Below are 25,251 nucleotides of genomic sequence, written 5' to 3' on the forward strand. Positions count from 1 at the left end.
CGTCACCGATCTCCAAGCCGACATCTCAGACTTCATCAACCGCCACAACGCCGACCCAAAGCCGTTCCGCTGGACCAAGTCCGCCGACGACATCCTCGCATCCATCGAGCGGTTCTGCGTCTACAACACGCCCGTCGAGCAATCCTGAGTTGGCGAACTTTTGAACCGGGACACTAGGACGTGACGATCTTGAACTGAAACGCCCATCCCTGGTCCGTCTCCCCGGCGAAGGCCGGGGTCCAGATCGTAAAGCTGTGTGTTTCGGACAAGCGTCCAGTACGACGGCTGAATCTGGGCCCCGGCCTTCGCCGGGGAGACGGACGAAAATGAGAAGTCAGTCGAAGATCATCCCGCTCTGGAGTTCAGCCCTCCAGCGTCCGCTTCATCGCCGCGCAACCCAGGTCCATCAGGCCGGCGACGCGCTCGGCGGCGCTATGCGGCAGCAGGTCGGCTGTCCAGGTGATGCGGCTGCCCTCCCCTTGCGCCAGGACCTGCATGCCGGCGTTGTGATGGCTGAGCAGCTGGCTTCCGACCACGGCCCAGACCAGGCGGCGGGCCGCGTCGTCGACGGCGACGATCAGCTCCTTGGCGGCTAGGCCATTGGCGAAGGTGACGATCCGCGCCTCGCCCTCGACCGTGCTGTCGGTCAGGACGCCGGGACAGAGCCGCTGGTGCACGACGCCCCAGTCGCGCACGGCCTCCCAGGCCTGCTCCGGCGCGATGGCGATGTCGACGGATCGGGTGACCGTGGCCATGGGAAATCTCCTTTCGAACTTTCCCCGATCCTGACAGGTCGGCGCGCGGTCTGCTGGCGGGATCCGGACGCGGTCACCTCAACCGCGAGCGGGCGGTCGGCGCCAGGCGCAGCCGCTGGATCACGCCGCGTATCGAGGCGACGCCGAAGCCGTTCTCCAGGCCTGCCTGCGCGGCCCGGTCCAGGTGCTCGGCATAGACGGCCGCGTCGGCGAACCGGCCGACCCAGACCAGCACCTGCTCGCCCTCGCGCACCGGCAGGCGCGGAAAGCTGTTCGGGCGCGTCTCGCTGACCATCCAGCCGGCGACCCGCGCCCCGGCGGCCTCCAGGGCCGGACGGACCTCGGCCTCGAAGCGGGCGGCGAGTCCCGCGTCCGGAGGGCCGTCGAGGGCCTGGACGGTCACGGTCAGCAAGCCGGCCGGCGGAAGCTCGACTCCGTAGGGCTGGCGCGGCGGCAGGTCGAAGCGGGCCGCGGCCACCGGCGGCTTCAGCAGCAGGACGTCGTCATTGTCCAGCAGGGTGGCGTTGGCCGCCGCGCGATGGGCCTGCCAGACCGGACCGAAATAGAAGCCTTCCAGCGCCGCCTTGCGAGCCTCCATGTCGGTGAAGCCGCGCAGCCACACGAAGCGGTCCGGCGCGTCCAGGTCGTGGAACTGGCCGATCAGGCTCATGCCCTGCGCCTCCTGGCTCTCGACGAACTCGCACTCGAAAAGCTCAATCAGCACATCGCGCTGGCCGGGATTCGTCAGGTACTGGCGCAGCTCGATCACGGTCTGGGCGGTCATGGTTCAAGGTCCTTCTTGGTCATCGATCGGACCGGACCCTAGCGAACCGCTGCTGACACCCCGCTGTCAGCTGGAGACATCAGGCCTTGGCCAGCTTGACCAGTTGGGCCAGGATCTTCTCGGCCGCGTCCAGCCGCTGGGCCGGGGTGTCCCACTCGCCCTTGACCACCACCTTCTGGTCGGGGCGAACCTTCCAGACGATGTTGTTCTTGGCCACGAACTGCACCAGGGCCAGGGGATTGGCGAAGGTGTCGCCGCGGAAGCTGGCCACCGCGCCCTTGGGGCCGACGTCGATCTTGGCGACATTGGCCTCGCGGCACATACCCTTGATCGCCACCACCTTGAGCAGGCTGTCGGTCTCGGGCGGCAGCGGGCCGAAGCGGTCGATCAGTTCGGCGGCCAGGGCCTCGCGATCGGCCGCCTTCTCGGCCTCCGACAGGCGGCGATAGAGCGACAGACGGACATTGAGGTCGGGCACGTAGTCGTCGGGGATCATCACCGCCGCGCCGGTGTTGATCTGCGGCGACCAGCCCCGATCCTCCAGCAGGGCCTCGGCCCCCTGGCGCTCGCGCAGTTCGGCGACGGCGTCCTCCAGCATCTGCTGATAGAGCTCGACCCCGATCTCCTTGATGTGGCCGCTCTGCTCGTCGCCCAGCAGGTTGCCGCCGCCGCGCTGGTCCAGATCGTGGCTGGCCAGCTGGAAGCCGGCCCCCAGGCTGTCGAGCGACTGCAGCACCTTCAGCCGCTTCTCGGCCGACAGGGTGATCTGCTTCTCGGCCGGCGTCGTCAGATAGGCGTAGGCCCGGGCCTTGGACCGCCCCACCCGGCCGCGGATCTGGTAGAGCTGGGCCAGGCCGAACATGTCGGCGCGGTGGACGATCAGGGTGTTGGCGCTGGGAATGTCCAGCCCGCTCTCGACGATGGTCGTGGCCAGAAGCACGTCGTACTGGCCCTCGTAGAAGGCGGTCATCACGTCTTCCAGCTGGGTCGGGGCCATTTGCCCATGCCCGACCACGTACTTGACCTCCGGAACCTGGGTCCGGAGGAACTTCTCGATGTCCTCCAGGTCCTTGATGCGCGGCACCACGTAATAGGCCTGGCCGCCGCGGTACTTCTCGCGCAACAGGGCCTCGCGCAGGGTCACCGGGTCGAACGGGCTGATATAGGTGCGCACCGCCAGGCGGTCGACCGGCGGGGTGGCGATGATCGACATCTCGCGAATGCCGCTGAGGGCCATCTGCAGGGTGCGCGGGATCGGCGTCGCCGTCAGTGTCAGCATGTGCACGTCGGCGCGAAGCTCCTTGAGCTTCTCCTTGTGCTTGACCCCGAAGTGCTGCTCCTCGTCGACGATGACCAGGCCCAGGTCCTTGAACGACACCTGCTTGGACAGGATGGCGTGGGTGCCGACCACGATCTCGAACTGGCCGTTGGCCAGGCCCTCGCGGGTGTCGGCGGCCTCCTTGCCGGTGACCAGGCGCGACAGGCGCGTGACCTTGACCGGCCAGCCCTGGAAGCGGTCCTTGAAGGTCTTGTAGTGCTGGCGGGCCAGCAGGGTGGTCGGGCAGACGATCGCCACCTGCTTGCCGCTCATCGCCACCACGAAGGCCGCGCGCAGCGCGACCTCGGTCTTGCCGAAGCCGACGTCGCCGCAGATCAGCCGGTCCATCGGCTTGCCCGACGACAGGTCCTCCAGCACGTCGGCGATGGCCGACAGCTGGTCGTCGGTCTCTTCGTAGGGGAAGCGGGCGCAGAACTCGTCGAACACCCCGTGCGGCGGGTCGGTCTCCTCGACCACCTTCAGCTGGCGGGCGGCGGCGATCTGGATCAGGCCCTCGGCCATCACCCGCAGGCGCTCTTTCGCCTTGGCCTTGCGCCCCTGCCAGGCCGCGCCGCCCAGCTTGTCGAGCTGGACGTTCTCGGCGTCGGTCCCGTAGCGGGTCAGAAGGTCGATGTTCTCGACCGGCAGGTAGAGCTTGGCCTCCCCGCCATACAGCAGGTCCAGGCAGTCGTGCGGCGCGCCCTGGACGTCGAGGGTCTTGAGGCCCTCGTAGCGGCCGATGCCGTGGTCGATGTGGACCACCAGGTCACCGGGCGTCAGGGCGCTGGCCTCGGCCAGGAAGTTGGCGGCGCGGCGCTTCTTGCGCGGCCGGGCCAGGCGGTCGCCGAGGATGTCGGTCTCGGAGATCACCGCCAGGCTGTCGGTCTCGAAGCCGTTGTCCAGCGGAAGCACCACCCGCTGCGGGGTCTTGGGATCATTGGCCTTGGCCGCCTGCCAGTAGGCGGCGTAGGGGATCTTCTTCAGGCCGTGGTCGGCCAGCATGGTTCCCAGGCGTTCGGACGAGCCCTCCGACCACGAGGCGAACAGCACCCGCTTTCCGGCCGCCGCCAGGTCGCGGGCGTGGGCGGCGGTGGCCTCGAACAGGTTGACGCTGTCCTGGGCCCGCTCGGCGGCGAAGGTGCGGCCCAGCTTGGCGCCCATGTCGACGACGTCCAGGCCCTGGGGCTGGAACGGGGTGAACCGGCGGTTGGGGCGCTCGTCGATCGCCGCCTCCCACTCGGCGGCGGTCAGGTAGAGGGCGTCGGGCTTCAGCGGTCGGTAGGCCGACTTGCGGTCGGCCGAGGCGCGGGCCTCATAGGCGTCGGCGATCATCGCCAGGCGCTCGTCGCGGCTTTCGCTGACCTGGTGGTCGACGCCGACCAGGGCCCCGGCCGGCAGATAGTCGAACAGGGTGGCCATCCGCTCGTAGAACAGCGGCAACCAGTGCTCCAGGCCTGCGCGGCGGCCGCCCTCGCTGACCGTGGCGTACAGCGGATCGTCGCCCGGCGCGCCGAACAGGCGGACATAGCCGGAGCGGAAGCGGGAAATGCCGTCGGCGTCGAGCAGGGCTTCGCTGACCGGCAGCAGCTCGATGGCCCGCAGCTGCTTGGTCGAGCGCTGGGTCTCCGGATCGAAGGCGCGGATGCTTTCCAGGGTGTCGCCGAACAGGTCCAGCCGCACCGGCTCCTCGGCGGCCGGCGGATAGACGTCGATGACCCCGCCGCGGATGGCGAACTCGCCGCGCTCCGAGACCGTCGAGGCGCGGCTGTAGCCGTTGATGGCGAAATAGCGCTCCAGGTCCTTGACGTCGACGCTGTTGCCGACCTTGGCGGCGTAGCTGGCCCGCAGCAGGACGCTCTTTTCCGGCACCCGCTGCAGCAGGGCCGGCGCGGCGGTGACCAGCATCGCCGGCTTGTCCTTGCCCAGCCCCTCGGCCAGGCGGTGCAGGGTCGCCATGCGGGTGGCCGCCACCCCGGCCGAGGGGCCGATGCGGTCATAGGGCAGGCAGTCCCAGGACGGGAACAGCACGGCCTCGATCTCGGGGGCGAAGAACTTCAGGGCGTCGATGAAGGCGCTGGCCCGGGCGGTGTCGCGGGCGACGAAGGCGGTCAGGCCGCCGCGCGAGCGGGCGATGTCGGCCATCACCAGGGCGTCGAACCCCTCCGGCGCCCCGGCCAGGACGAGGCCTCCGGCGGCCTTGGCGATCTGTTTGGCGTCGTAGGCCATGGAAACTCTTCAAAGACTGGTCAGCGACGACGCCGCCGGTGGTGATGCTGTTGCCAGGGCCTGACCCTGGACTCTCAAATTCCGCTCATCCCGGCATTCGCCGGGATGAGCGGTTCATAGGGTAAGGTTTAGGCCCCGTCCCCGATCGGCCGCACCGCATGAGCTTCGTAGCGGAAGGTCTTGATCAGGTTCATGATCTCGGTGTCGAACTTGGCCGGCGTCGGCTCCTGGCCGACGATCCAGGCGTAGATCTCGCGATCGGATTCTTCGAGCAGGGTTTCGAAGGCGTCGAGCTGGTCGGGGGTCAGGTTGGGGCCATGGGTGTCGGCGAACGGCCCCAGAATGAGGTCCGCTTCCCGAAATCCGCGATGCCAGGCCCGGAACTTCAGCCGCCGGAGGCGGGAGTCGTGATCGATGCTCATGTGACCGGGGATATAGAGCCCCTTGCGGCCGGGCGCCAGCGCTGGAACCGGCGCCGCTTGGACGCCGTTGGCGTTGCCTGGGTTGGAAGGGATGAATTCCAATGAAACGCTACGCCTATGGCTGGCTGACGGCCCTGTTCTTCGTGGTCTCGATCGCCGGGCACTGGATCTTCGGCTGGTTCGCCTTCGTCGACGAGCAGCAGGGCCTGCACCAGGCGCCGCAGCTGGGGCCCTATCTGGTCCAGATGGGCCGCGACACCTTCGAGAACTGGCAGTCGGAGTTCCTGCAGCTGATCTGGCAGGTCGTGGGCCTGGCCTATTTCCTCTATGTCGGCTCGCCGGCCTCCAAGGAGAACGACGACCGCGCCGAGGCCAAGCTCGACGCCCTGATCCGCCTGCAGGCCGGCGACAAGGCCGAGGCGATCCTGGCCGACATCGACCGGCGCTACCTGCGCACCGAGGGCCATTCCAAGCCGCACGGCCACGACCAGACCGAGCGCGCGGCCCGCGATTGACGATCCGGCGGCCGGGCTCTAGGCCGCACGTCCAAGGCATCGATGCTCATGTGACCGAGGACATGGAACGCCCGGCTCCGGAGGCCAACTGTGCTCAGCGATAGATGCCGGTATAGCTGAGGCCGCCGCCGCATTGGCATTCGCCAATTTGCGTGACCTTCCAGGATCCATCCTTCTGAATCTCGATATCGAAAGCGCTCCCTTCGGAACCCCGATAACGTGTCTTTCCGTGCACCATCTCGGCGACGAACATCTCCTGACCCTCATAATATCCTGGGACGACCCCGCTATCCGGGAGTGATTCAGGAAGAGGCCCGTTGTCGATGTCGAATTTGAAGACGCGCCAGCCACCGCCCAAATCCCGACTCCAGATCGTCGCGCGCGGAGGATGGCCGACGCGGTGCATCGACCTGCCGTGTGATAAGGGAAACGGCGCGCCTTGGACCACCTCGTCAAGCCGATCCTGGTAGCGACGGCGAACGCACTGTGCGTCCTGGCAGTTGATGAGCGCTGAGCGAAGATTATCCTCACTTTCAAGCGAGGCTCCCTCGTCGGCGATGCGTTGATCGGCGAATGTCTTAAAGGCTGCGCGCTCCAGGGCGGCCAGGGCCGGATCGGCGCAGACCCATTCCTCGACTTGTTTCGGGATGGCTCGACCCGCCAGATAGCGGTCGTGGCAACTGGTCGGCGTTAGCGCCGCCGCGGGCCGCGCGACAAAGCTCGCGAACGCCGCCATTGCGAACACCAACAACAGACATCGCTTCAACGGACTCTTCCCAGCAAGATCGTGGCGGAAGCTTCAGTAGGGCATGGGATGTACGCTCGCCGCAACCGTTGGTACGTCCTGCCCAGCATCACCCAGCCGAGTCACGAAGGTAGTGGACGACCATGGCGTCACTGATGATCCAGGGCTGCGGTTCGGACGTGGGCAAGTCGACCCTGGTCGCCGGGCTCTGCCGATTGTTCGCCAACCGCGGCCTGACGGTCAGGCCGTTCAAGCCGCAGAACATGTCCAACAACGCCGCGGTCACCGCCGACGGCGGCGAGATCGGCCGGGCCCAGGCCCTGCAGGCGCTCGCCTGCCGCACGCCGGCCACCGTCCACATGAACCCCGTGCTGCTGAAGCCGCAGAGCGACCGCGGGGCCCAGGTGATCGTCCAGGGCAAGGTGGCCGGCAACTGGACCGCCCGCAGCTTCCAGGCCCTCAAGCCCGACCTGCTGGCCACCACGGTCGACAGCTACCGGCGGCTGGCCGCCGAGGCCGACCTGGTGCTGGTGGAAGGGGCCGGCAGCCCGGCCGAGACCAACCTGCGCCGCGGCGACATCGCCAATATGGGCTTCGCCCATGCCGCCGACGTGCCCGTCGCCCTGGTCGGCGACATCGACCGCGGCCATGTGATCGCCGCCCTGGCCGGGGCCCACCTGGTGCTCGACGCCGCTGACCGCGACCGCATAAAAGGCTTCATCATCAACAAGTTCCGCGGTGATCCTGCGCTGTTCGACGACGGCCGCCGGGAGATCGTCGCCCGCACCGGCTGGCCGGACCTGGGCATGGTCCCGTGGCTGGCCCCGGCCCGCGCCCTGCCCGCCGAGGACGCCGTGGCCCTGGAGCGGCCGGTTCGTCCCGACGGCGACGGCCGGGCCCGGATCGTCGTGCCGATGCTGGCGCGGATCGCCAATTTCGACGACTTCGACCCGTTGCGCGCCGACCCGGCCGTCGACTTCGCCTTCCTGCCGCCGGGAACGCCCGTGCCGGGCGACGCCGACCTGGTGATCCTGCCCGGGACCAAGGCCACCCTGGCGGACCTGGCCTTCCTGCGCGTCCAGGGCTGGGACATCGACATCCTGGCCCATGTGCGCCGCGGCGGCCGGGTGCTGGGGATCTGCGGCGGCTACCAGATGCTGGGCCGCACGGTGTCGGATCCGGAGGGGATCGAGGGCGCGCCGGGAACGGCGGCGGGGCTGGGCCTGCTGGACGTCGACACCGTGCTGGCCGGCGACAAGGTGCTGCGGGCCGCGACCGGACGGCTGGTCGAGGGCGGCGCCGCCTTCGCGGGCTACGAGATGCACATCGGCCGCACGACCGGTTCCGGGACGGCGCGCCCGCTGCTGGCGATGGACGGCGGCGCGGCCGAAGGCGCGGTCTCGGCTGACGGCCGGGTGGCCGGGGCCTATGTCCACGGTCTGTTCGAGCGCGGCGAGGCCCGCGCCGCCCTGCTGGCCCCGCTGGGCGTGGCGACCGCGCCGGGCGACCACGCCGGCCGGGTCGACGCGGCCCTCGACGAGATCGCGGCGATGCTGGAGCGGTCGCTCGATATCGCCGCCCTCGCCCGGATCGCCGGGCTGTAGGCGCGGTGCGCCCTTCGAGGCTCGCCTGACGGCTCGCACCTCAGGATGAGGAATTCAGCAAAACGCTCCTCATCCTGAGGCGCCCGCCCAGCGGGCCTCGAAGGACGCAGGACGACGACCGTTTCATCTCCGGCCGCGCTTCGCTTCCCCCGAGAGGACAAGCTAGGGTGGCGGTCGACGATTCCCCGCGAGGCCGCCCATGCCGACCGTCCGCCCGCTCTCCGCCCTGCGCGCCTTTCTCCGGAGCGAGTCGGCCGGCGGCCTGCTGTTGATGGGCGCCGCCGCCCTGGCCCTGGCGGTCGCCAATTCGCCGCTGGCCGACGGCTATTTCCACGCCCTGCACGTCAAGCTCGCCGGCCTCAGCCTGGCCCACTGGATCAATGACGGCCTGATGGCGGTGTTCTTCCTGCTGGTCGGGCTGGAAATCAAGCGCGAGATGGTCGACGGCGAGCTGTCCAGCTGGTCGCGGCGGGTGCTGCCCGGGGTCGCGGCCCTGGGCGGCATGCTGGTTCCGGCCCTGGTCTATGTCGCCGTCAATCTGAGCCAGCCGGCCAATCTGCGCGGCTGGGCCATTCCGGCCGCCACCGACATCGCCTTCGCCCTGGGGGTGCTGTCGCTGCTGGGGTCGCGGGTTCCCGGCTCGCTGAAGGTGTTCCTGGCCGCCCTGGCGATCATCGACGACCTGGGCGCGATCCTGATCATCGCCGTGTTCTACACCGACAGCGTCGCCCTCTGGGCCCTGGGCGGGGCCGCCGTCGCGGTGGCCGTGCTGGTCGCCCTGAACCGGCTGAAGGTCGCCAGCTTATGGCCCTATCTGCTTGTCGGGATTGTGCTTTGGGTGCTGTTCCTGAAGTCCGGCGTCCACGCCACCCTGTCGGGCGTGATCCTGGCCATGACCATCCCGATCACCAAGTCGCCGGCCCGGCCGGATGACGAGCATTCGCCGCTGCACCGGCTGGAGCACGGCCTCAATCCGTGGGTGGCCTATCTGATCGTGCCGGTGTTCGGCTTCGCCAACGCCGGCGTCGCCCTGGGCCAGGTCGGGGTCGCGGCCCTGGCCGCGCCAGCCACTCTGGGCGCGACCCTGGGGCTGTTCCTGGGCAAGCCGCTGGGGGTGGGCCTGTTCAGCCTGGCCGCCATCAAGCTGGGCTGGGCCCAGCGGCCCAACGGCGCCTCCTGGACCCAGCTGTTCGGCGTCTCGGCCCTGTGCGGCATCGGCTTCACCATGAGCCTGTTCATCAACAACCTGGCCTTCGACGCCGTCCTCCTGCAGGACGAGACCAAGATCGGCGTACTGGCCGGCTCGCTGCTGTCGGCCCTGCTGGGCTGGCTGGCCTTCAGCCTGGCCAAGGCGAAGTCGACCCGCTGAGCCGCCCCATCCTTCATTCCGTCTCCCCGGCGAAGGCCGGGGTCCAGATCATAGGGCTGTGTATTTCGGGTAAGCGTCCGGCGCCACGGCTGAATCTGGGCCCCGGCCTTCGCCGGGGAGACGGAGTAGGATGAGGGTTCTACCTGGTCCATCACCTCGAGGAGCTTTCGCCATGCGCGCCGCCGTCCTGTCCGCCGCCCTAACCCTGAGCCTGGGCGCCGCGAGCCCCGCCCTCGCCGCCCCGGTCGTGGCCGAGGTCAAGGTGTCGATCGGCCCGGAGCTGGCCGCGAAGACCAAGCTGCTGGGCCCGCGCGATTTCGCGGACCTGTCGAGCGCCCTGCGCCGGGCGGTCGAGCGCAAGCTGCGCCTGCGGCCGGGCGGCGGGACCCTGAACCTGGTGATCGAGGACGCCAAGCCCAACCGCCCGACGCCCGAGCAGCTGTCGCGATCGGCGGGGCTGTCGATGGAGAGCTTCGGGGTCGGCGGAGCGCGGATCGGCGGCGACTATGTCGACCCGGCCGGGGGCCGCACGCCGATCGCCTTCAGCTGGTACGAGACCGACATCCGCTGGGCCCGCTATGGCGGAACCTGGCACGACGCCGAGACCGCCTTCGACAAGCTGGCCGACCGCATCGCCAGGGACCAGTACGGCCCGGCGCGCTGAGCCTGCCCGGCGGCGGCTGGCGCGGGCGCGCGTCCTGGGCTATCGGCTGGAGGCCCCGCCAGATCCCCTTCTCGTCCGAGCCCGTATCGCATGTCCCAGCCCTCGCCGCTTCCGACGCCGCCGCACGACCCGCGCCACCCGCTCTTCACCCTGGTCGAGATCATGGCCCGGCTGCGCGACCCCGACGGCGGCTGCCCATGGGACCTGGAGCAGACCTTCGCCACCGTCGCCCCCTACACGGTCGAGGAGGCCTATGAGGTGGCCGACGCCATCGAGCGCGGCGACCTGGCCGACCTGAAGGAGGAACTGGGCGACCTGCTGCTGCAGGTGGTGTTCCATTCGCGGATGGCCGAGGAACAGGGCGCCTTCGACCTGGCCGGAGTGGCCGCGGCGATCAATGACAAGATGATCCGCCGGCATCCGCATGTGTTCGGCGACCACGCCTATGAGGACCAGGCCGCCCAGACAGCGGGCTGGGAGGCGCTGAAGGCCCAGGAACGCCAGGCCAAGGCCAAGGGCGGGGTGCTGGACGACGTGCCGGCCGGGCTGCCGGCCCTGACCCGCGCGGTCAAGCTGACCAAGCGCGCCGCCCGGGTCGGCTTCGACTGGCCCTCGACCGACCAGGTGCTCGACAAGCTGGCCGAGGAGATCGCCGAGCTGAAGGTCGAGATCGCCGCCGGCGACCGCGCCAAGGCCCGCGAGGAGCTGGGCGATCTGCTGTTCGTCGTCGCCAACCTGGCCCGCAAGCTCGACGTCGAGCCCGAGGACGCCCTGCGCGCCACCAACGCCAAGTTCGTGCGGCGGTTCGCGTTCATCGAGGCTGAACTGGCCAGAGACGGCCGCACCCCGGACCAGTCGGACCTGGCCGAGATGGACGGGCTGTGGGACGCGGCCAAGGCGGCGGAGAAAACGCTCAACACCAAGTCGTGACTTCACCCCCACAAGAGACCAGGTTGCGCTGCAACATATGCAGTGCAACATTGCCTCTACCTTAGGCGTAGCCTTGGAGGCGACGATGGTGCAGGCGCGTTCGGCCCTTGTCCTGCAAGGTGGTGGCGCGCTCGGCGCCTTTGAGTTGGGCGTGGCCCGCCGGCTCTACGGGGACCCTGATTTCGCGCCGGACCTGATCGCCGGCGTGTCGATCGGCGCCATCACCGCCGCCCTTCTGGCGCGTCCGGCCAAGGGCCTGACGCCGTTGCAGGCTCTTGAGCGGTTCTGGCGGGCGGTGGCGGTCTCGGGCTGGTTCCTGCCGCCGCCCCTGCGTTCCTACGCTTCGCTGCTCGGCAATCCCGCCTTTTACCTGCCGCGCTACGATTTCTACGACTTGGCGCGCTGGACCAACCTCTACGACACCGCCCCGCTCCGCGCGACCCTGGCGCAATTGCTTGATCTCGACGCCCTGGCCGACACCTCGGCCAAGCCTGGCCTATTGGTCACGGCCACCGACATCGAGGCCGGCGAGATCGAGGAGTTCTACAGCGGCGAAACGCCCCTGACCCTCGATCACATCCTGGCCAGCGGCAGCCTGCCGCCGTCGTTCCCCATGACCGTCATCGGGGGCAAGTCGTACTGGGATGGCGGGCTGTTCGACAACACGCCCCTGGGCGCGATCCTCGACCGCCTGGACGGGGGCGACCAGCGCACGGTCTATGTGATCAACCTGTTCCCCAACAAGGCGCCCGTCCCGACCAGCTTCGCCCAGGTCGCCGAGCGGACCCAGAATCTGCAATTCTGCAACAAGACCGCCCAGGATCTGAAACTGCTCCGGCGCTTCGACGAGGTCGCCGATCTGATGGAGGCCCTGGAGGCCCTGGCGGCCGACCATCCCGTGCGCCAGGACGCGCACTTCAAGACAGCCTATGCGGCGGTCAAGGCCCGCGGTTATGTCCGCGTACCGCACATCGTCGCCATCACCCGCGCCGAACAGGTCGAGGACTTCGGCGGCAGCGACTTCTCCCCCGAGACCATCGCGCGCCGGGCCCTGGAGGGCGAGGCGGAAGCCAACAAGGTGCTCGGCGCGTTCAAACCGGCCAGCGTGGCGGCCTGAGGCGAGCCCGGGCCGACAGACACGGCCCGTCCGTCCGGAAAGCCTAATCCCCGGTCGCCATCAGCCACACATCCGGGAACTGCCGCTCGAACCGGCCCAGGGCCTGGGCGTCGAGGCGGGCGATCAGGCGCACGCCGCCTTCGGCCTCGTCCTCGCGGCTTTCGACCCGGCCGTTGCGATAGATCCAGGCCAGGGCCTCGCCGTCCTTGGCCGCCAGCCGCACGGCGACCGGCGGGGTGTCGTCGATCAGGCCGCCAACCCGCCTGAGCAGCTCGACGCAGCCCTCGCCGGTGACCGCCGAGACCGTCGAGGCGCCCAGGCGGCGGGCCTGGCCGTCGAGAATCTCGCGGGCCTCGCCGTGGACCAGGTCGATTTTGTTCCAGACCTCGACCAGGGTCTTGCCGCCGTCGGCCTCGCCGTCCTCGCCCAGCACCTTCAGCTCGGCCAGCACCTTCTGGACGTCGCGGGCCTGGGCGTCGGTGTCGGGATTGGCCACGTCGCGCACGTGCAGCACCACGTCGGCCTCCTGCACCTCCTCCAGGGTGGCGCGGAAGGCCTCGACCAGCTCATGCGGCAGGTCGGAGATGAAGCCGACGGTGTCGGACAGGATGGCCGGCCGGCCGTCGGGCAGCTTCACCGTCCGCAAGGTGGGGTCGAGCGTGGCGAACAGCATGTCCTGGGCGACGACCGTCGCATGGGTCAGGCGGTTGAACAGGGTCGACTTGCCGGCGTTGGTGTAGCCGACCAGGGCGACGGTCGGGTACGGCACCTTCTTGCGGGCGCTGCGGTGCAGGGTGCGGGTGCGCCGCACCTCCTCCAGCTCGCGCTTGAGCTTGCCGATGGTGCCGGCGATCAGGCGGCGGTCCAGCTCGATCTGGGTTTCGCCGGGCCCGCCGGTGTTACCCGTGCCGCCGCGCTGGCGTTCCAGGTGGGTCCAGGTGCGGACCAGGCGCGAGCGCTCGTAGTCCAGCCGCGCCAGCTCGACCTGCAGCTTGCCCTCGCGGGTGCGGGCCCGGCGGGCGAAGATCTCGAGGATCAGGCCGGTGCGGTCGACGACCTTGACGTTCAGGGCCCGTTCCAGATTGCGCTGTTGGACAGGGGTCAGCTGGTCGTCGAACACCGCGACGTCGATCTTCTCGACCTCGCAGACGGCGGCGAATTCCTCGATCTTGCCCTTGCCGAACAGGGTGGCGGGGGTGACCAGGCGCAGGGGCGCGATCGTCGTCTCGACGACGTCGAGGTCCAGCGCCAGGGCCAGGCCGACGGCCTCCTCGAGGCGCGCCTTGGGATCACGCGCCTCGAGGGCCGACTGGCCGCGCACCGGGCGCACGGGATGGATCACGAACGCCTTCAGAACCGGCGTCGCGTGGTCGATGGATTTCGAAGTGGATTTGGTCAAACGTCAGGAATCAATCGTCTTGATCAGCACTGGGCTCGTACAGCTGCACGGGCTGGGCCGGCATGATCGTCGAAATGGCGTGCTTGTAGACCAGCTGGGACTGGCCGTCGCGGCGGAGCAGGACGCAGAAGTTGTCGAACCAGCTGACAACGCCCTGCAGCTTCACGCCGTTCACCAGGAAGATGGTCAGCGGCGTCTTCGACTTGCGCACGCTGTTCAGGAAGGTGTCCTGAAGGTTTTGTTTTTTCTCGGTCGACATGGGGATTCCCCTCTTATTGTTTTGGAGGGCCACACGCCCCCCACACAAACAAGTCCATGCTAATGCATTTTCCGCAGGTTGGTATGACCAATCCGACAAGAAAATGCGCGAAGGCGCCGATCGCCGGTTTTTGAGGCCTAGATCGCCGACGCCTTGGCGCGCTCGATATAGAGACGCCGCAGCCGGCTCGCCAGGGGTCCGGGTTTTCCGTCGCCGACCGGCGTGCCGTCGATGCTGACAATCGGCAGCACCAGGGTGCCGGCCCCGGTGACGAAGGCCTCGCGGGCCGCCTTGGCCTCCTCGACCGTGAACGGCTGCTCGGCGACGGCCAGGCCCTCGCCGGCGATCACCTCCAGCAGCGAGCCGCGGGTGACGCCGCGCAGGATGTTGGCCTGGGTGTCGCGGGTGCGCAGGCGGCCCTCGGCGTCGACGATCCAGGCGTTGGACGAGGCGCCCTCGGTGACCAGGCCCAGCTCGTCGACGAACCAGGCCTCGACCGCGCCATGCTCCCGGGCGACCTGCTTGGCCAGGGCGTTGGGCAGCAGGCCGATCGACTTGATGTCGCAGCGGCCCCAGCGCGTCTCCGGCACGGTGACCACCGCCTGGCCCCTGGCGGCCCTGGCCTCGGCGGCGGCGCGGTCGACGCTCTTGGCGGTGATCACCACGGCCGGCGGCACGGCGGGATTGGGGAAGGCGTGGTCGCGCGGGGCGACGCCGCGGGTCACCTGCAGATAGACCAGGCCCTCGCGCACCTTGTTGCGGCGGACCGCCTCGCGCAGCACCACGCTCAGGGCCTTTTCGCTCATCGGACGGGCGATGCGCAGTTGGTCCAGGCTGCGCCACAGCCGGGCGAAGTGGCCGGCGGCGTCGGCCAGCTTGCCGTCGAACACCGCCCACACCTCATAGACCCCGTCGGCCAGCTGGTAGCCGCGGTCCTCGATATGCACGGCGGCCTGGCCGTGGGGGACGAAGCGGCCGTTGACATAGGCGAAACGCGACATGGCTCAGTTCCTCGAAAGCGCCGCATCACGGCGCCAAACACACACAATCCGTCTTCCCGGCGAAGGCCGGGATCCAGATTCATCCAGAGCGGCCCGTGGGTTTCACCTGGACCCCGGCCTTCGCCGGGGAGACGGATGAAAATTGGCCCAACGCATAAATGCCTATTCTTCCTCTTCCACCCTCGCCCCCGCCACGCCCAGGGACTTGAGCTTCCGGTGCAGGGCCGAGCGCTCCATGCCGATGAAGTTGGCGGTGCGCGAGATGTTGCCGCCGAACCGCAGGATCTGGGCGTTGAGATATTCGCGCTCGAACAGCTCGCGGGCCTCGCGCAGCGGCAGGGCGATGATCCGCTCGGCCCCGATCGCCCCGGCGTTGCCGCCGGTCGGCTGGTCGTTGGCGTTGAGCATCTCGGCGGTGATCAGGTCGCCCGGCTCGCCGGAGGCCAGGATCAGCATCCGCTCGACGTTGTTGCGCAGCTGGCGGACATTGCCCGGCCAGGCCTGCACCTGCAGGGTCGCCAGGGCGTCCTCGCCCAGCCGCCGCCGCTGCAGGCCGGTGGCCTCGCAGATGCGGTCGACGAAATAGCTGATCAGCTCGGGGATGTCCTCGCGGCGCTCCGCCAGCCCCGGCACCCGCACCGGCACCACGTTCAGGCGGTGGAACAGGTCCTCGCGGAAGCGGCCGGCGGCGATCTCGTCGCGCAGGTCGCGCGAGGTCGAGGAGATCACCCGCACGTCGACCTGGACGTCGTTGTCGCCGCCCACCCGCCGGAAGCGCTGCTCGACCAGAACCCGCAGGATGCGGCTCTGGGTCTCGCGCGGCATGTCGGCGACCTCGTCGAGATAGAGGGTGCCGCCGTGGGCGCGCTCGAACACCCCGATCTTGCGCGGCCGCCCGCCCTCGCCCTCCTCGCCGAACAGCTCGACGTCGAGGCGCTCGGGGGCCATGCCGGCGGCGCTGACGGCCACGAACTCGTTGCGCAGCCGGGTGCTGGAGCCGTGGATCAGCCGCGCCACCAGCTCCTTGCCCGAGCCGGGCGGGCCCGAGACCAGCACGCGGCTGTTGGCCGGGGCGACCTTGGCGATCAGCTGCCGCAGGGCCTGGGCCGCCGCCGACTTGCCCATCAGCCCGTCGGAGCTGAAGCTCTGCACCCGCAGCCGGCGGTTTTCGCGCTTGAGGTTGGCCGCCTCCAGCGCCCGCTCGACCACCAGCAGCAGCCGGTCGGACTTGAACGGCTTTTCCAGGAACTCGTAGGCCCCGCGCTTGATGGCGCTGACGGCGGTCTCGATATTGCCGTGACCCGAGATCATGATCACCGGCAGGTCGGGATCCAGCGACTTGACCATGTCGAGCAGCTCCAGCCCGTCCATGCCGCCGCCCTGCATCCAGATGTCCAGCACCAGCAGGGCCGGCTTGCGGGCCCGCAGGGCGGCCAGCGCCTGGTCGGAATCGGCCGCCACCCGAACGGCGTAGCCCTCGTCCTCCAGGATCCCGGCCACCAGTTCGCGGATATCGACCTCGTCGTCGACCACAAGCACGTCAGCGCTCATATCATCTCCTCTACGCCACTCTGTGCGTTGGTCGCGGCGAGCCGCGCGGTGGTGGGGAACCTCAGAATCACCCGGGCGCCGGTTCCGTTCAGCGCATCGGTCAGGACCAGGTCGCCCTCGTGGTCTTCCATGATCCGCTTGACGATCGCCAGGCCAAGCCCGGTGCCCTTCTCGCGGGTCGTCACATAGGGCTCGGTCAGCCGGTCGCGGTCGCGAGTCGGCAGGCCCACCCCGTTGTCCTCGACGATGACGCACAGGTCGTCGTCGTCCGAGACCAGCCGGGCGACGATGCGTCCGGTCGGTTCCGGCGCGGCGTGGCGGCGGGCGCCGACCGCCTCGCCGGCGTTCTTGAGAATGTTGGTCAGGGCCTGGCCGACCATCCGGGCGTCGCAGCTGATCCAGACGTCCTCGCCGGGCTCGTCGAACGCCACCTCGGTCTCGCTGTCGGCGAAGCGCTGGGCGAACACCGCCTGGCGCAGCATCTCGGTCAGGTCTGCCGGCGCGAAGCGCGGCGCCGGCATCCGGGCGAAGGCCGAGAACTCGTCGACCATGCGGCCGATGTCGCCGACCTGGCGGATGATGGTCTCGGTGCAGCGATCGAAGGTCTCCAGGTCGCCGGTGATGTCCTTACGGTACTTGCGGCGGATGCGTTCGGCCGACAGCTGGATCGGGGTCAGCGGGTTTTTGATCTCGTGGGCGATGCGGCGGGCGACGTCCTTCCAGGCGGCGTTGCGCTGGGCGGCCACCAGGCGGGTGATGTCGTCGAAGGTCAGGACCAGGCTCTCGGCCGCGTGGCCGGCGGCCCGCACCCGCAGGCGGCGCGACTCGCCGCCGCGCACGACGTCGACCTCGACCTCGGCGTTGGCGCGGCCGCCGCTGATCTCCTGGACCACGGCGTCGAACTCCGGGGCCGCCTCGGCCAGGAAGCGGCCGACGGCCTCTTCGTCCAGGGCCAGCAGGTCGCCGGCCCGCCGGTTCAGCGCCGTGATCCGGCCGTCGGCGTCCAGCCCCACCACCCCGGCGCTGACCCCCGACAGCACGGTTTCGATGAACTGCCGCCGCGACTCCGCGTCAAGGCTGGCCACCCGCAGCGCGGCCTGCTGGGCCTGCAGGTCGGTGGTCATCATGTTGAAGGCCACCGACAGGGCGCGGATCTCCTCGGGGCCATGCTGCACGTCGACCCGGGCGTCGAGGTCGCCGGCCGACACCCGGCCCGCCGCCTGGACCAGGCCCGACACCGGCGCGGCGATCGAGTTGGCGGCCGCGATGCCCACCCAGACCGCGGCGACCAGCACCAGCAGGGCCGTCTCGACATAGCTGAGGGCGAAGATCACCTGGATGCGGTCGCGATTGTGGGCGGCGTCGCGATAGGACACCAGCGAAGCCTCGGTCTCCTTCAGGTGGGCCATGATCCCCTGGTCGACCCCGCGGGCGATGTAGAGATAGGCGTCGGGGAAGGCCTTCAGGCGGTAGAGGGCGCGGAACAGGTCCTCGGACGCGAACTGTTCGGCCGAAACGTCGCCGGTGTCGGTGGCGCGGAAGGTCGAGGGAGGCGGGGCCAGGAACGGCGGCGCGTTTTCGATCTCGGCGCGGGCCAGCACCCGTCCGTCGCGGTCGAGGATGTAGGCGGCGGTGAAGCCGTTGTCCCGCGTCAGGCCGGTCAGGAAATGGCCAAAGGCGACCGGCGATTGCGACAGCGCCGGCGCCGCCTCGTTGAGCTCGTTGGCCATCGGGCTGATGTGTTCGCCGATGTAGTTCTTCTGCTGTTCGACATAGGAGCGGGCGACCTTGGCCGAGTTCTCGACTACCGTCGTGACCCGGGCGCTGAACCACCCCTCCACGCCGCGATTGACCAGCACGCCGAAGAACAGGGCGACGATGACCGCCGGGGCCACCGCCGCCAGCGAGAACAGGCCCACGAAGCGCAGGTGCAGGCGGGCCCCGGCGTCGCTGGCCCGGGCGTCGACCAGGTCCACCAGCCGCCAGCCGACGATGCCGGCGACGCAGAGGATCAAGGCCAGGTTGAAGCCCAGCACCGCCAGGATGATCGTCGTGGCCGGCCCGATCGGTCCGGTGGCCGGCGGCGACGAGGCCAGGCCCACCGCCGTGGCCGTCAGGGCGACGGCGAAGCCATAGGCCACGCCCAGGGTGTAGCGCGACCGCAGCAGGCCGCGCCACCAGGCCCGGCTGAACCGGGCCGGCGGTCCCTCAACTTCCAGGACGGATGGAACGGACGCCATTGACCAAGTCTAAGGGCGACTGTGCCCCAAACTCAACAGGTATGTGCCAATTAAGCGTCAGCGGTGAACCGCAGACCGGCGCTAACGCCGTCCGCGAGTCATCTCCACGCCCAGGTCCTGGATCTTCTTGCGCAGGGTGTTGCGGTTGAGACCCAGGATCTCGGCCGCCCGCACCTGGTTGCCGCGGGTCGCCGACAGGGTCAGCTGGATCAGCGGCCGCTCGACCTCCTGCAGCACCCGGTCATAGAGCCCGGCCGCCGGCACGCCGTCCGGCTGATCGGCGAAGTGCGACGACAGGTGGCGCTCGACCAGGCTCGCCAGGGTGACCGGACCTTCGTCGGCATGGGCGGCGGGGGCGTGGTCCTGCAGCTCGCGATCGACGATGCGGGCGGTGATCAGCTCCTCGGCATAAAGGGCGCACATCCGCCGGATCAGGTTCTCCAGCTCGCGCACGTTGCCCGGCCAGGCGTGGGTCTTCATCCGGTCCAGGGCGCTGGAATCGATGGTCTTGGCCGGCAGGCCCTCGCGGTTGGCGCGCAGCAGGAAGGTGCGGGCCAGGTCCGGGATGTCCTCGGTGCGGTCGCGCAGCGGCGGCAGGCGCACCGGGGCGACGTTGAGGCGGAAGAACAGGTCCTCGCGGAACAGCCCCTGCTGGATCAGGCCGCGCAGGTCGCGGTTGGTGGCGGCGATGATCCGCACGTTCGGCCGGCGGCCGGTCTTGGGATTGAGCACCGGCTCGGTGCCGTCGATCACCCGCAGCAGGCGCGTCTGGGCGTCCAGCGGCATGTCGCCGATTTCGTCGAGGAACAGGGTGCCGCCGTCGGCCTCGATCAGCCGGCCCATGTCGCCCTCGCCGCGCCCGAACAGCTCGGTCTCGACCCGTTCGCGCGGCACGGCGGCCAGGTTGATGACCACGAACTTGCCGTCGCGGCGGCGGCCCAGCTCGTGCAGGGCGCGGGCGACCAGCTCCTTGCCGGTGCCGCTCTCGCCGAGGATCAGCACGGTCAGGTCGGCGCCGACCAGCCGGGCGATGGTGCGATAGACCTCCTGCATCGGAGCCGAGCGGCCGATCAGCGGCAGGCGCTCGTCGCGCATGGCCCGAGCCTGGGCCTTGGAGGCCTCGGCGTCGACCGGTCGCGAAAGGGCGCGGCGGGCCGCGGCGGTGACGTCGTCGAGGTCGAAGGGCTTGGAGACATATTCGAACGCCCCGGCGTCGGCGGCGTTGACCGCCGTCAGCAGGGTGTTCTGGGCGCTCATCACGATGATCGGCAGCTTAGGCCGTTCCTTGCGGATGCGCGGCAGCACGTCGAAGACGTTCTCGTCGGGCATCATCACGTCGGTGACGACCAGGTCGCCCTCCCCGTCCATCACCCACTTGAGCAGGGTGGTGGCGTTGCCCGTCGCCCGCACCTGATAGCCGAGGCGGGTGAAGGCCTGGCTGAGCACCAGCCTTACCGAGCTGTCGTCATCGGCGATCAGGATCTTCTTGCTGGCGGCGTTCATGCGTGGGCGTCTCCGGAAAGCTTTGCAGTCGCCATGGGCAGCAGCACGCGGAACACGGTGCGGCCGGGCTCGGATTCGAAGTCGATCAGGCCGCCGTGGCTGGTCACCAGCTTGGTGACCAGGGCCAGGCCCAGTCCGGTGCCGTTGGCCTTGGTGGTGACGAACGGCTGGAACAGGTGGTCGCGCAGGCTGGGCGGCACGCCCGGGCCGTTGTCCTGGACGCGGATCTCGATCGGCGCGCCGGCGGCGGCCTTGCCGTCGGCGCCGCGCACCCGCACGCCGGGCCGCCAGGCCGTGGAGATCGACAGGATGCCCTGGCCGTCGCCGCGCGCGTGGGCGGCCTCGGCGGCGTTCTTGACCAGGTTCAGGAACACCTGGATCAGGTGGTCCTCGTCGCCCCAGACGTCGGGCAGCGACGGGTCGTAATGCTCCTGCAGGGCCAGGCCGTCGGCGACGCCGTTGACGACCAGGGCGCGGACGCGGTCCAGCACCTGGTGGATGTTGACCGCCTCGCGCGGGCCGGGAACCTCGTCGGAAAAGGCTTCCATCCGGTCGACCAGGCGGCGGATGCGGTCGGTCTCGTCGACGATCAGTTGGGCCAGGGGCTGGTCGGCGGCGCTGGCCCCCGTCTTCAGCAGCTGGGCCGCGCCGCGGATGCCGGCCAGCGGGTTCTTGATCTCGTGGGCCAGCATGCGGCCCAGACCCACCACCGAACGCAGGCCGGCGGCGTCCGAGGCCCGCTCGACGCCGAGCACGCCCTTGACGTGCAGGGTCAGCAGCACCGAGCCGTCGCCCAGCGGCGCGGCGGCGCCGTCGGCCTCGAACGGCGGCTGGCCGAACAGATTGACCTCGACCCCGTGCTCGCGGACCAGGGCGCCTTCGAACAGGGCGCGGTCCATCATCGAGACCAGCACCGAGCCGGGCGGCAGGGCGGCGCGGAAGCGGCCGCGGGCCAGCAGCGACAGCCCCTGGCCGAACAGGGCCTCGGCCGCCTCGTTGACGGCGACCAGGGCGCCCTCGTGGTCGACGACCAGGGCCGGTTCGGGGCTGAGGTCGAAAGCGGCGACCTTCAGGCCGTCGGCGATCTTGGCGGGAATGACCCGGGCGTGGTGGTCGCTCATGCCGCCAGCCTCCGATCGTCGAGCCACAGGGCGGCCAGGCCGTCCTCGATGGCGGCGGGGTCCTCCAGCCGGCACAGGGCGGCGCGAGCGGCGCGCCGGGCCTCGGCCTCGCCCGGCCACGGGGCGGCGTCGATATAGGAGGCCAGGTGCTTGCGGAACATCTTCAGCCCCAGCCGCGGCCCGTAGAAGTTCAGGCTGCGGCGGAAATGGGTGACGGCGATGGCCAGGCGCTCCTGCGCGTCCGGCTCGCGGAAGCCCAGGCCGCTCAGCGACGCCTCGATGGCCTGGGCGATCCAGGGACGGCCGTAGACGCCGCGGCCGATCATCACCCCGTCGGCCCCCGACTGGTCCAGGGCCCGGCGGGCGCTGTCGCCGTCGACGATGTCGCCATTGACCAGCACCGGCACGCCGACCGCCGCCTTGACGGCCGCCACCGCGCTCCAGTCGGCGACGCCCTTGTAGAACTGGCAGCGGGTGCGGCCGTGGACCGTGATCGCCTGGGCCCCGGCGTCGACGGCGCGGCGGGCGATGTCGGCGGCGTTGCGGCTGTCGTCGTCCCAGCCCAGGCGCATCTTGACGGTGACCGGGGTGTCGACGGCCTTGACGGCGGCGGCGACCAGGGCCTCGGCCAGGTCCGGCTCGCGCATCAGAGCCGAGCCCGAGGCTGCGCCCTTGGTGACTTCCTTGGCGGGGCAGCCGAAGTTCAGGTCGATGATCTGGGCTCCGGCCTCGGCGGCCAGGCGCGCGCCCTGGGCCATGAAGGCCGGGTCGCGGCCGACCAGCTGCACCACCATCAGCGGCAGGCCCTCGCCCACCGCCGCGCGCCGCACCACGTCGGGCCGGCCGCGGGCGAATTCGGCGCAGGCGACCATCTCGGTGGCCACATAGGCCGCGCCGAGGCGGGTCGCGGTTTCCCGGAACGGCAGGTCCGAAACGCCGGTCATCGGCGCGATCCAGACACGCCCCGGCACTTCAACCTTACCGACTGCGAGGCCGTTGCTCATTTTATGATCATCCCCATCGCACTCTTTTTAGGCATATTGTGCGGCGCCGTAAAGCCCTCCTTCTCTGGACAAGCTCCGATGAGAGGCTAAACAGCCGGCATGAACTTTTCCGCCGTCATCGTCGCCGCGGGTTCGGGGACCCGGGCCGGACCCGGCCAGGCCAAGCAGTGGCGGGATTTGGCGGGCAAGCCGGTCCTGCGCTGGTCGGTCGAATCCTTATTGAACGCCGGTGTAAAAAAACTTGTGATCGTGGCTAATCCTGACGCCCGCGGGGTCCTGGAAGACTCACTCAGGGATTTGTCCGGATGGACAACAACCTGCGGGGGCGCGACTCGGGCGCTGTCGGTGCAGGCCGGCCTGGCCGCCCTCGCCGACCGTCCGGCCGACGAGCCGGTGCTGGTCCATGACGCCGCCCGACCCTTCCTCGGCGCCGCAGCAATTGAGGGCGTCCTAAGAGCCTTGGCCGACGCCGATGGCGCAATTCCAGGCTTGCCGGTGGCCGATACGCTGAAAAGCGGGGCGGTCGATGCGGGCCTTGTCACAAAACCGCGCGACAATCTCTGGCGGGCCCAGACCCCCCAGGCCTTCCGCCGCGATCGCCTGCTGGCCGCCTACGCCGCCTGGACCGGCCCGGGCGAGCCCACCGACGACGCCCAGGTGGTCGAGCAGGCCGGCGGCCGGGTGATCGTGACGCCGGGCGACCCGATGCTGATGAAACTGACCTATCCGGAGGACTTCGCCATGGCCGAACGGCTGGCGGGCGCGACCCGCGTCACCCGCATGGGCCAGGGCTTCGACGCCCACCGCTGGGGACCCGGCGAGTCGGTCTGGCTGTGCGGGGTCGAGATCACCCACGACCAGACCCTGATCGGCCATTCCGACGCCGACGCCGGCCTGCACGCCCTGACCGACGCTATCCTCGGGGCGATCGGCGAAGGCGACATCGGCGACCACTTCCCGCCCACCGATCCGCAATGGAAGGGCGCGTCTTCCGACCGCTTCCTCAGCCACGCCGTCGAGCTGGTCCACCGGCGCGGCGGGACCCTGGTCAATGTCGACGTCACCCTGATCTGCGAGCGGCCGAAGATCAAACCGCACCGGGCGGCCATGCGCGAGCGGCTGGCGACGATCCTCGGCCTGCCCCTCGACCGGGTCAGCGTCAAGGCCACCACCACCGAGGGCATGGGCTTCACCGGCCGCGGCGAAGGCCTGGCGGCCCAAGCGATCGCCGTCGTCGAGACGCCGGCCTGATTTGGACGAGAGCCCGTCGCGCGATAGAGGAACCGCGCGACAGAGATCAGCCGCTCTTGCCGACCTCGCGAACGACATCCAGGAACGCCCGTAGCGCCAGCGGCGGCGCCCGATGCCCGGGATAATAGACCGCCACCGCCTCCGTCGCGCTCAGCCACGGCGACAGGACTTCGCGCACCTGCCCCGCCGCCAGCGCGGCGGCGGCGGCCGGCTCGGCCACATAGGCCACGCCCAGCCCCTCGACGGCGGCCTCGACCATCAGGTCCTCGTCGTCGAGGATGATCGATCCGGCCGTGTCGATCGTCATGGCCTGGCCGTCCCGTTCGAACTCCCAGCGATAGAGCCGGCCGCTCGGCAGCCGATGGCCGATGCAGCGATGCGTCCTGAGGTCGTCGGGCGTGTCGGGCGCGCCGGCGCGATCCAGATAGGCCGGCGAGGCGACGCACACGAACCGCAGCGGACGCGTCAGCGGCACGGCGATCATGTCCCGCGGGATCGACTCCACGAGCCGCACCCCCGCGTCGAACCCGCCGGCCACGATGTCGATCAGTTCGCCGTCGACGACGATGTCCACGGTCACGTCGGGATGGCGCTGCGACAGGCGCGGAAGGACGTCCCGGACGATCAGCGCCGCCGCCACCCGCGGCGCATTGATGCGGACAGCGCCCGCCACGCCGCCGCGGAACCCTGCGACGCTCTCCAGGGCCTCGTCCAGCGCCGCGAGCGCCGGCTGCAGGCGAGCCAGCAACTGAAAGCCTGCCTGGGTCGGCGAAACGCTCCGGGTCGTGCGGTTGAGCAGACGCATGCCCAGGCGCGTCTCGAGGGCCCGCATCGTGTGGCTCAAGGTGGAGGGCGCCGCGCCCAGTTCGTCGGCCGCGCGACGGAAGCTCCGGTGGGTGGCGACCACCACGAAGGCCGTCAGATCGTTGAGCGAGGGGCGCGACATTGATGGGGATTTTACAGCATCTCATACGTATTTCACGCCCTAATCCAGCAATCACCCGCGCCTATCTCGTTTCGGTCGGCGGGACCTCCCCGCCTGTCCAAGCCGAAAGGAAACAGACATGACGAAGCGCGACGCCATCTTCCCCGCCGGCCGCCACGCCCTCTACGATCTCCACCAATATTCGGCCGCCATCCGCTCCGGCGACCTGCTCTTCGTCTCCGGCCAGGTCGGCAGCCGCGAGGACGGTTCGCCCGAACCCGTGTTCGAGGACCAGGTCCGCCGGGCGTTCGCCAATCTTCGCGCGGTCCTGGCCGCCGCCGGCTGCGACCTCGGCGACGTCGTGGACGTGACCACCTTCCATACCCAGCCGGAGACGCAGATCGAGACGGTGCTGGCGGTCCGCGCCGAGGAAATCGGCGATCCGCCCTATCCGAACTGGACGGCCGTCGGCGTGACCTGGCTGGCCGGCTTTGATTTCGAGATCAAGGCCATCGCCCGCATTCCGCAATGATCGGGGGCGACGCTCC

General features: G+C 69.8%; 22 protein-coding genes and 1 pseudogene. 9 read left to right on the plus strand and 14 right to left on the minus strand.

Annotation, left to right across the window (positions count from 1 at the left end):
- Positions 1-362 precede the first annotated feature (362 nt).
- The 4 genes from ACIPQB_RS14570 to ACIPQB_RS14585 all read right to left on the minus strand — a co-directional run bounded on the left by ACIPQB_RS14570 (position 363) and on the right by ACIPQB_RS14585 (position 5,505).
- Entirely contained in the window at positions 363-755 is a 393-nt protein-coding gene (locus ACIPQB_RS14570) for an SRPBCC family protein (protein WP_446485966.1), read from the minus strand.
- A 73-nt stretch (positions 756-828) separates the two neighbouring features.
- The gene (locus tag ACIPQB_RS14575; protein WP_446485967.1) at positions 829-1,539 is read right to left on the minus strand and encodes an NIPSNAP family protein; all 711 of its coding nucleotides are present in this window, start codon (positions 1,537-1,539) and stop codon (positions 829-831) included.
- Between the two features lie 79 nt (positions 1,540-1,618).
- Complete coding sequence (mfd, locus tag ACIPQB_RS14580) at positions 1,619-5,083, minus strand: transcription-repair coupling factor (protein WP_446485968.1); 3,465 nt, start codon at positions 5,081-5,083, stop codon at positions 1,619-1,621.
- Positions 5,084-5,211: 128 nt separating this feature from the next.
- The gene (locus tag ACIPQB_RS14585; RefSeq protein WP_446486132.1) at positions 5,212-5,505 is read right to left on the minus strand and encodes an FAD assembly factor SdhE; all 294 of its coding nucleotides are present in this window, start codon (positions 5,503-5,505) and stop codon (positions 5,212-5,214) included.
- 101 nt (positions 5,506-5,606) lie between these two features.
- Here ACIPQB_RS14585 and ACIPQB_RS14590 point away from each other — a divergent pair, with 101 nt between their 5' ends.
- Complete coding sequence (locus ACIPQB_RS14590; RefSeq protein ID WP_446485969.1) at positions 5,607-6,020, plus strand: DUF6766 family protein; 414 nt, start codon at positions 5,607-5,609, stop codon at positions 6,018-6,020.
- Between the two features lie 94 nt (positions 6,021-6,114).
- Here the strand turns inward: ACIPQB_RS14590 and ACIPQB_RS14595 are convergent, their stop codons facing one another.
- Positions 6,115-6,771 (minus strand): hypothetical protein, encoded by a 657-nt coding sequence (locus ACIPQB_RS14595; protein ID WP_446485970.1) that lies wholly within the window; start codon positions 6,769-6,771, stop codon positions 6,115-6,117.
- Positions 6,772-6,908: 137 nt separating this feature from the next.
- Between ACIPQB_RS14595 and ACIPQB_RS14600 the strand changes: the two genes are divergently transcribed.
- The 6 genes and pseudogenes from ACIPQB_RS14600 (at position 6,909) to ACIPQB_RS14625 (ending at position 12,449) form a co-directional block, all read left to right on the plus strand.
- Positions 6,909-8,369, plus strand: coding sequence for a cobyric acid synthase (locus ACIPQB_RS14600; RefSeq protein ID WP_446485971.1), 1,461 nt, complete (start codon positions 6,909-6,911; stop codon positions 8,367-8,369).
- Positions 8,335-8,535: pseudogene (locus ACIPQB_RS14605) on the plus strand (hypothetical protein). Before ACIPQB_RS14600 ends, ACIPQB_RS14605 begins: the two are co-directional and overlap by 35 nt.
- A gap of 33 nt (positions 8,536-8,568) precedes the next feature.
- Positions 8,569-9,738, plus strand: coding sequence for a Na+/H+ antiporter NhaA (gene nhaA / locus ACIPQB_RS14610; protein ID WP_446485972.1), 1,170 nt, complete (start codon positions 8,569-8,571; stop codon positions 9,736-9,738).
- 172 nt (positions 9,739-9,910) lie between these two features.
- Positions 9,911-10,402 (plus strand): hypothetical protein, encoded by a 492-nt coding sequence (locus ACIPQB_RS14615; protein WP_446485973.1) that lies wholly within the window; start codon positions 9,911-9,913, stop codon positions 10,400-10,402.
- A 90-nt stretch (positions 10,403-10,492) separates the two neighbouring features.
- Positions 10,493-11,332, plus strand: a complete 840-nt coding sequence (gene mazG / locus ACIPQB_RS14620) for a nucleoside triphosphate pyrophosphohydrolase (RefSeq protein ID WP_446485974.1) — start codon at positions 10,493-10,495, stop codon at positions 11,330-11,332.
- A gap of 85 nt (positions 11,333-11,417) precedes the next feature.
- Entirely contained in the window at positions 11,418-12,449 is a 1,032-nt protein-coding gene (locus ACIPQB_RS14625) for a patatin-like phospholipase family protein (protein WP_446485975.1), read from the plus strand.
- Positions 12,450-12,492: 43 nt separating this feature from the next.
- Here the strand turns inward: ACIPQB_RS14625 and hflX are convergent, their stop codons facing one another.
- The 8 genes from hflX to dusB form a co-directional block, all read right to left on the minus strand.
- A complete protein-coding gene (hflX, locus tag ACIPQB_RS14630) occupies positions 12,493-13,848 on the minus strand; it encodes a GTPase HflX (RefSeq protein ID WP_446485976.1) in 1,356 nt (451 codons plus the stop codon).
- 10 nt (positions 13,849-13,858) lie between these two features.
- Positions 13,859-14,107 (minus strand): RNA chaperone Hfq, encoded by a 249-nt coding sequence (gene hfq, locus ACIPQB_RS14635; RefSeq protein WP_012286640.1) that lies wholly within the window; start codon positions 14,105-14,107, stop codon positions 13,859-13,861.
- A gap of 137 nt (positions 14,108-14,244) precedes the next feature.
- Positions 14,245-15,108: a D-amino-acid transaminase gene (locus tag ACIPQB_RS14640; RefSeq protein ID WP_446485977.1), complete on the minus strand. Its 864-nt coding sequence runs from the start codon at positions 15,106-15,108 to the stop codon at positions 14,245-14,247.
- 162 nt (positions 15,109-15,270) lie between these two features.
- Positions 15,271-16,659 carry a nitrogen assimilation response regulator NtrX gene (gene ntrX, locus ACIPQB_RS14645; protein ID WP_446485978.1) on the minus strand — a complete coding sequence of 463 codons (1,389 nt, stop codon included), beginning with the start codon at positions 16,657-16,659 and terminating at the stop codon, positions 15,271-15,273.
- Complete coding sequence (locus tag ACIPQB_RS14650) at positions 16,656-18,899, minus strand: ATP-binding protein (protein WP_446485979.1); 2,244 nt, start codon at positions 18,897-18,899, stop codon at positions 16,656-16,658. The genes ntrX and ACIPQB_RS14650 overlap by 4 nt, the downstream gene beginning before the upstream one ends.
- Before the next feature lie 81 nt (positions 18,900-18,980).
- Positions 18,981-20,402 carry a sigma 54-interacting transcriptional regulator gene (locus tag ACIPQB_RS14655; RefSeq protein ID WP_446485980.1) on the minus strand — a complete coding sequence of 474 codons (1,422 nt, stop codon included), beginning with the start codon at positions 20,400-20,402 and terminating at the stop codon, positions 18,981-18,983.
- Positions 20,399-21,523: a two-component system sensor histidine kinase NtrB gene (locus ACIPQB_RS14660; protein ID WP_446485981.1), complete on the minus strand. Its 1,125-nt coding sequence runs from the start codon at positions 21,521-21,523 to the stop codon at positions 20,399-20,401. The genes ACIPQB_RS14655 and ACIPQB_RS14660 overlap by 4 nt, the downstream gene beginning before the upstream one ends.
- Positions 21,520-22,527, minus strand: coding sequence for a tRNA dihydrouridine synthase DusB (gene dusB, locus ACIPQB_RS14665; RefSeq protein WP_446485982.1), 1,008 nt, complete (start codon positions 22,525-22,527; stop codon positions 21,520-21,522). Before dusB ends, ACIPQB_RS14660 begins: the two co-directional genes overlap by 4 nt.
- Positions 22,528-22,626: 99 nt before the next feature.
- On the opposite strand from dusB, the gene ACIPQB_RS14670 reads away from it, so the two are divergent.
- Positions 22,627-23,778, plus strand: coding sequence for a bifunctional 2-C-methyl-D-erythritol 4-phosphate cytidylyltransferase/2-C-methyl-D-erythritol 2,4-cyclodiphosphate synthase (locus ACIPQB_RS14670; protein WP_446485983.1), 1,152 nt, complete (start codon positions 22,627-22,629; stop codon positions 23,776-23,778).
- Positions 23,779-23,824: 46 nt separating this feature from the next.
- Here the strand turns inward: ACIPQB_RS14670 and ACIPQB_RS14675 are convergent, their stop codons facing one another.
- A complete protein-coding gene (locus ACIPQB_RS14675) occupies positions 23,825-24,724 on the minus strand; it encodes a LysR family transcriptional regulator (RefSeq protein ID WP_446485984.1) in 900 nt (299 codons plus the stop codon).
- A 118-nt stretch (positions 24,725-24,842) separates the two neighbouring features.
- Here ACIPQB_RS14675 and ACIPQB_RS14680 point away from each other — a divergent pair, with 118 nt between their 5' ends.
- Positions 24,843-25,235 (plus strand): RidA family protein, encoded by a 393-nt coding sequence (locus ACIPQB_RS14680; protein WP_446485985.1) that lies wholly within the window; start codon positions 24,843-24,845, stop codon positions 25,233-25,235.
- Positions 25,236-25,251 lie beyond the last annotated feature (16 nt).

The sequence above is a fragment of the Caulobacter sp. LARHSG274 genome (assembly GCF_052871235.1).

Excerpts from the sequence above, each read along its gene's own strand:
- ACIPQB_RS14570 (WP_446485966.1), bottom strand. The coding sequence starts at position 755 with ATGGCCACGGTCACCCGATCCGTCGACATCGCCATCGCGCCGGAGCAG.
- ACIPQB_RS14575 (WP_446485967.1), bottom strand. The coding sequence starts at position 1,539 with ATGACCGCCCAGACCGTGATCGAGCTGCGCCAGTACCTGACGAATCCC.
- mfd (WP_446485968.1), bottom strand. The coding sequence starts at position 5,083 with ATGGCCTACGACGCCAAACAGATCGCCAAGGCCGCCGGAGGCCTCGTC.
- ACIPQB_RS14585 (WP_446486132.1), bottom strand. The coding sequence starts at position 5,505 with ATGAGCATCGATCACGACTCCCGCCTCCGGCGGCTGAAGTTCCGGGCC.
- ACIPQB_RS14590 (WP_446485969.1), top strand. The coding sequence starts at position 5,607 with ATGAAACGCTACGCCTATGGCTGGCTGACGGCCCTGTTCTTCGTGGTC.
- ACIPQB_RS14600 (WP_446485971.1), top strand. The coding sequence starts at position 6,909 with ATGGCGTCACTGATGATCCAGGGCTGCGGTTCGGACGTGGGCAAGTCG.
- nhaA (WP_446485972.1), top strand. The coding sequence starts at position 8,569 with ATGCCGACCGTCCGCCCGCTCTCCGCCCTGCGCGCCTTTCTCCGGAGC.
- ACIPQB_RS14615 (WP_446485973.1), top strand. The coding sequence starts at position 9,911 with ATGCGCGCCGCCGTCCTGTCCGCCGCCCTAACCCTGAGCCTGGGCGCC.
- mazG (WP_446485974.1), top strand. The coding sequence starts at position 10,493 with ATGTCCCAGCCCTCGCCGCTTCCGACGCCGCCGCACGACCCGCGCCAC.
- ACIPQB_RS14625 (WP_446485975.1), top strand. The coding sequence starts at position 11,418 with ATGGTGCAGGCGCGTTCGGCCCTTGTCCTGCAAGGTGGTGGCGCGCTC.
- hfq (WP_012286640.1), bottom strand. The coding sequence starts at position 14,107 with ATGTCGACCGAGAAAAAACAAAACCTTCAGGACACCTTCCTGAACAGC.
- ACIPQB_RS14640 (WP_446485977.1), bottom strand. The coding sequence starts at position 15,108 with ATGTCGCGTTTCGCCTATGTCAACGGCCGCTTCGTCCCCCACGGCCAG.
- ntrX (WP_446485978.1), bottom strand. The coding sequence starts at position 16,659 with ATGAGCGCTGACGTGCTTGTGGTCGACGACGAGGTCGATATCCGCGAA.
- ACIPQB_RS14650 (WP_446485979.1), bottom strand. The coding sequence starts at position 18,899 with ATGGCGTCCGTTCCATCCGTCCTGGAAGTTGAGGGACCGCCGGCCCGG.
- ACIPQB_RS14655 (WP_446485980.1), bottom strand. The coding sequence starts at position 20,402 with ATGAACGCCGCCAGCAAGAAGATCCTGATCGCCGATGACGACAGCTCG.
- ACIPQB_RS14660 (WP_446485981.1), bottom strand. The coding sequence starts at position 21,523 with ATGAGCGACCACCACGCCCGGGTCATTCCCGCCAAGATCGCCGACGGC.
- dusB (WP_446485982.1), bottom strand. The coding sequence starts at position 22,527 with ATGAGCAACGGCCTCGCAGTCGGTAAGGTTGAAGTGCCGGGGCGTGTC.
- ACIPQB_RS14670 (WP_446485983.1), top strand. The coding sequence starts at position 22,627 with ATGAACTTTTCCGCCGTCATCGTCGCCGCGGGTTCGGGGACCCGGGCC.
- ACIPQB_RS14675 (WP_446485984.1), bottom strand. The coding sequence starts at position 24,724 with ATGTCGCGCCCCTCGCTCAACGATCTGACGGCCTTCGTGGTGGTCGCC.
- ACIPQB_RS14680 (WP_446485985.1), top strand. The coding sequence starts at position 24,843 with ATGACGAAGCGCGACGCCATCTTCCCCGCCGGCCGCCACGCCCTCTAC.